Genomic DNA, 4647 nt, shown 5'->3' with positions numbered 1-4647 from the left:
GAATACATCACCTCAGCCCGTGCCATCGGCAGTTCGACTCCGCGCATTCTGTTTCGCGAGATTCTGCCGAACATCACCGGGCCGCTGGTCGTCGTCGCCTCAATCGAGATTGCCCACGCCATCCTGCTCGAGGCAGCATTGTCTTTCCTCGGCCTGGGTGTTCAGCCGCCTGATGTGTCGTGGGGCCTGATGGTCGCAGAGGCAAAGGCGCAGCTCCTGTTCCGTCCCTGGATGATTGCCATACCTGGCGCCGCGCTGGTGCTGCTGGTCTTTGCAATCAACCTCGTGGGCGATGCGCTGCGTGATGTGACAACCCCCGAAGGAAAAGCCTGATATGACCAAAGACACCTCAATTCTCAGTGTCGCTGGCCTGAATGTCGAAATACCCGTTCCCGGCGCAACCTTGCGTCCGGTGCGTGATGTCAGCCTTGATGTCGGTCGCGGTGAAACCTTGGCGGTGGTCGGGGAATCCGGCTGCGGGAAAAGCCTGACTGCGCTTGCCATCATGGGGCTCTTGCCGCGTCAGGCAAAGGTGCAGTCCACCTCATTGGATCTGAATGGTGAATCTCTCGACGCAGCCAGTGCCAAGCGCTGGCGTGAGTTGCGCGGTGACAGGATTGCGATGATCTTTCAGGATCCCATGACGGCTCTTGATCCGTGCTATCGGATCGGGGATCAGATGTGCGAGATACTGTTACAGCACCGCAAGATGTCGCGCTCCGATGCGCTCGCTCGGTCACGCGACCTGCTCGGCAAGGTGGGCATTCCTGCACCCAAAGAAAGATTGAAGCAGTATCCCCACCAGCTTTCAGGCGGTTTGCGCCAACGTGTGATGATTGCAATGGCGCTGCTTTGTGAGCCGGAATTAATCATCGCGGATGAACCGACAACCGCCCTCGATGTAACCATTCAGGCGCAAATCCTGCGGCTCTTACGGGATATCCAGCGGGAGACCAAGATCGGTCTCTTGTTGATCACGCATGATCTGGGCGTTGTTGCCGGGATGGCCGACCGGATTGTCGTCATGTACGGCGGCGAGGTGGTCGAGGTCGGCACTTGTGATCAGGTGCTGGCGAAACCGCTGCATCCCTATACGGAAGGGCTCGTGCGATCGATTCCGGTTCCTGGTGAGACCCAGCAGGGCGAGACCCTCGGATATATTCCCGGCGTGGTCCCCAGACAGGTCGGCGAACTCAAGACATGCGGTTTCGTCGACCGATGTCCCTACGCGGCTGATGCGTGTCGCGCCGGACCGATTAGTCTCCGGGATGCTGGGGACGGACGGGTCATGCGATGCGTCATGCCAGCAGACGGCAGCGGGCGTGACCCGGCGGTCTGGTTGCTACCTGACGACGAAAACACCGAAAGCCCAATCAGTTACGGGAGCGTTTGATGGCCGAAGTTCTGTCAATGCGGGGCGTGACCCGCGACTATAGCGTCGGCGGAAGCTTTGCGCGCAAGCAAACCCTGCGTGCCTTGCGCGGAATTGATCTGGGTCTTGAGCGTGGGCGCACCCTGGGGCTTGTCGGTGAGTCAGGATGTGGCAAAAGCACACTCGCGCGTATTCTTCTGGGGGTTGAGAACCCATCTTCAGGCGAGGTTCTGGTTGGGGGCCGACCCATTGACTCCTATGACCGGATCGCGCGTGCCCGTTTGATCCAGCCCGTGTTTCAAGACCCCTATTCCTCGCTTAACCCTCGGATGACCGTCGAGGCGATTATCGCCGCGCCGATGCGTGTGCGCGGCGAGGGGGGGCGGGCGTTGCAGTCCAGGGTCCGGGAGCTTGCAGGCGAAGTTGGCCTGCCTCGTCATCTGGTCGAGGCCTATCCAAGCCAGCTCTCTGGCGGCCAACGTCAGCGCGTCGCTATCGCTCGCGCCCTGATTGGTGAGCCGGAAATCCTGATTTGCGATGAACCGACATCGGCACTCGATGTGTCGGTCCAATCCCAGATCCTGAACTTGTTGCACAACCTCAAGCGTCAGCTGAATCTGACGATGATCCTGATCAGCCACAACCTTGCGGTGGTCCACCATCTCGCGGATGAGGTCGCGGTGATGTATCTGGGCCAGATTGTCGAACGTGGTCCAAGTCGCGAAATATTTGAACGGGCTCGTCATCCCTATTCCGAGGCCCTCTTGAAAGCTGTCTTGCCCCCGCGCGCAGGGGCGCGCCTACCGGAGATGGGGCTGGAGGCAGAGTTTCCCAGCCCTCTCAATCCACCGAGCGGCTGCACCTTTCACCCTCGCTGTCCCAAGGCCGAGGCACTGTGTGCAAGGCAGATGCCGGACAAAAGTGGCACTGCGCATATCTATCGCTGTCATTTTCCCAATAACTGAAAGAAATAGAATGTCTGCGACCTTGATCGACTATCGCGTGACCGACCACCGTCCCTTTGCCAAGGGCATGAGCTTTGGTGAAGCCGGTTCGTATGAGCGCCTAAAGGGACGCGCGACCTTTCATGTCGACCCCTCTGCACCAGGGGTCCGAGATGTAAACGATATCGAGTGGGCGCCCCGCGATGAAACCGGCAAGGTCACGTTCGAGGCGGATTTCTGCATCTTGCGGCCGGGTGATCCAGAGCGGGGCAACGGCAAGCTCTTCTATGACTATGGCAATCGTGGCGACAAACGTGCGTTGCAGTTCTTCAACGCGGCAGTGCCAAGCAATGACCCGCTGGATGAACACCACGCCGGTGATGGCTTCCTGATGCGTCGTGGGTATACTGTGGTTTGGCTGGGATGGCAGGGTGATCTGCTTCCTGGGGACGGGCGCCTTGTGCTGGATGTTCCTGTCGCGACACGGCACGGGCAGCCAATCACCGGAACGATCTGCGTTGAGTTCATAGCGCCGGAGGCGGGTTGTCACGATATGCCATTAAGCTCCTTGGCCTCGACCCGAAGCTATCCAACCACATCCCTCGACACATCCCGAGCGAGATTGACCCGACGGCCTTATGCTCATGCAGCCAGACAGGAAATCGCAGCTGACGCTTGGGCGTTCGCGAGGCTGGAACGCGGCGGCGCCGTCGACAACAAGAAAACCGATACGGCGATCATTCCTTCGCATAGCAACCTTTACCTTCGGGACGGCTTTGAGCCCGGCTGGATCTATGAGCTTATCTATGAGGCTCAGGACCCGCTTGTTCTCGGACTCGGGCATATCGCCGTTCGTGATTTCATCAGCTTTTTGAAGAACGGGACTGCGACCTTCGAGGACCAACCCGAACTGGCAACTGTCCCATTCGACAAGGCCTATGCGTGGGGACGCTCTCAATCCGGGCGCTGTATCCGGGATTTCATCTACCAGGGCTTCAATTCCGACGGGCAAGGGCGGCGGGTCTTTGATGGCGTGCTGCCGCATGTGGCGGGAGCAGGAAAGATGTGGATGAATCACCGGTTTGCAAACATCACGCTCCTACCCGGCCAAGAGCATGAGAACCATTTCTCACCGGTCGATCGCTTCCCGTTTTCCTACGCTCAGAGCAGGGATCACCTGACCGGTGCCGAGGATGCCATTCTAAAACGGCCGGATACGGATCCCTTGGTGATCCAAACCGATACCTCCTGCGAATACTGGCACCGCCGAGCTTCTCTGGTTCATACCGATACGACTGGTGCCGATCTGGAACAGCCCGAAGGCGTGCGGATCTATTTCTGGGCCAGTTCGCAGCACTTCGCCGATCCCAAGCTGGGTGTGCCCCCGACGGGGATTGCGCAAACACCGTGCAACGTCGTGGCCACGCATTACTTTTTCCGCACGGTTCTTGATCAGTTGGACAACTGGGCGAGTGAGGATATTCCGCCGCCGCCAAGCTGTTACCCTAGACGGGCAGACGGAACCCTTGTTGGCACGCAAGAGTGGCGCGAAACCTTTCCCAATATCCCCGGCATTGCCTTACCTCTTGGCCCCAGCGGTTTGGAGCATCTCGACTTTGGCGCTGCGTTCGAGGAGAGCGGCGTGGTTTCCGCACCGCCGCTCAGGCTTTCGGATGGTCAATACGCAGTTCTGGTGCCTGCGGTCGATGAGGACGGAAACGATCTTGGCGGTTTGCGTGCTCCGATGGCGGCCGCTCCGCTCGGCACTTACACGGGGTGGAGCCTGCGGCGCCGCGATGCGGGACATGGCGCGATGGTCGGCATCACGGGCAGTTATATCCCGTTCCCCGATATCGAAGAGGAGCGCCAGCAAATCGGCGACCCCCGCGCCTCTATCATGTCACGGTTTGAGGACTCGAAGGCCTATAGCGAGGCTATCGGCCGCGCGGCGGAAGACTTGGTGGCCCGCGGGCATATGCTGGAAAGTGACATTCAGAACTGCGTGGCCCTATCGCGCGATTGGGGCCGCCCCCGTCATCTGACGCGCCTGCCGGTCACTATAGACACATACCACCCCGATGACGGAGACACCCGGCCATGACACGTGATGGAATGATCGTTTGCCCGCAACCCGAAGCCGCGGAAGCTGGGGCGGATATTCTGCGTATGGGTGGCAATGCCGTCGACGCGGCAATCGCGTGCGCGTTTGCGCAAGGTGTCGTTGATCCGTTGATGTGCGGTATCGCAGGATTTGGAAGCATGGCTCTTTTCACGCCTCAGACAGGAAAGACCGACTATCTGGATTTCCACGCCAAGGCACCAAAGGCGGCC

General features: G+C 59.6%; 5 protein-coding genes. All 5 read left to right on the top strand.

Annotation, left to right across the window (positions count from 1 at the left end; genetic code table 11):
* Positions 1 to 333 (top strand): ABC transporter permease (locus RID11_RS00120; protein WP_350134648.1); only part of this gene is annotated, 333 nt, incomplete at its 5' end.
* A gap of 1 nt (position 334) precedes the next feature.
* Positions 335 to 1393, top strand: coding sequence for an ABC transporter ATP-binding protein (locus RID11_RS00115; RefSeq protein WP_350134645.1), 1059 nt, complete (start codon positions 335 to 337; stop codon positions 1391 to 1393).
* Positions 1393 to 2337, top strand: a complete 945-nt coding sequence (locus tag RID11_RS00110; protein ID WP_350134642.1) for an oligopeptide/dipeptide ABC transporter ATP-binding protein — start codon at positions 1393 to 1395, stop codon at positions 2335 to 2337. The genes RID11_RS00115 and RID11_RS00110 overlap by 1 nt, the downstream gene beginning before the upstream one ends.
* A 22-nt stretch (positions 2338 to 2359) precedes the next feature.
* A complete protein-coding gene (locus RID11_RS00105) occupies positions 2360 to 4417 on the top strand; it encodes an alpha/beta hydrolase domain-containing protein (RefSeq protein ID WP_350134639.1) in 2058 nt (685 codons plus the stop codon).
* Positions 4414 to 4647 (top strand): gamma-glutamyltransferase (locus tag RID11_RS00100; RefSeq protein ID WP_350134636.1); only part of this gene is annotated, 234 nt, incomplete at its 3' end. The genes RID11_RS00105 and RID11_RS00100, both read left to right, overlap by 4 nt.

It is taken from the genome of Roseovarius sp. (assembly GCF_040219995.1).
Taxonomy (GTDB): domain Bacteria; phylum Pseudomonadota; class Alphaproteobacteria; order Rhodobacterales; family Rhodobacteraceae; genus Roseovarius.
This window is presented reverse-complemented; position numbering and strand designations above follow the sequence as displayed.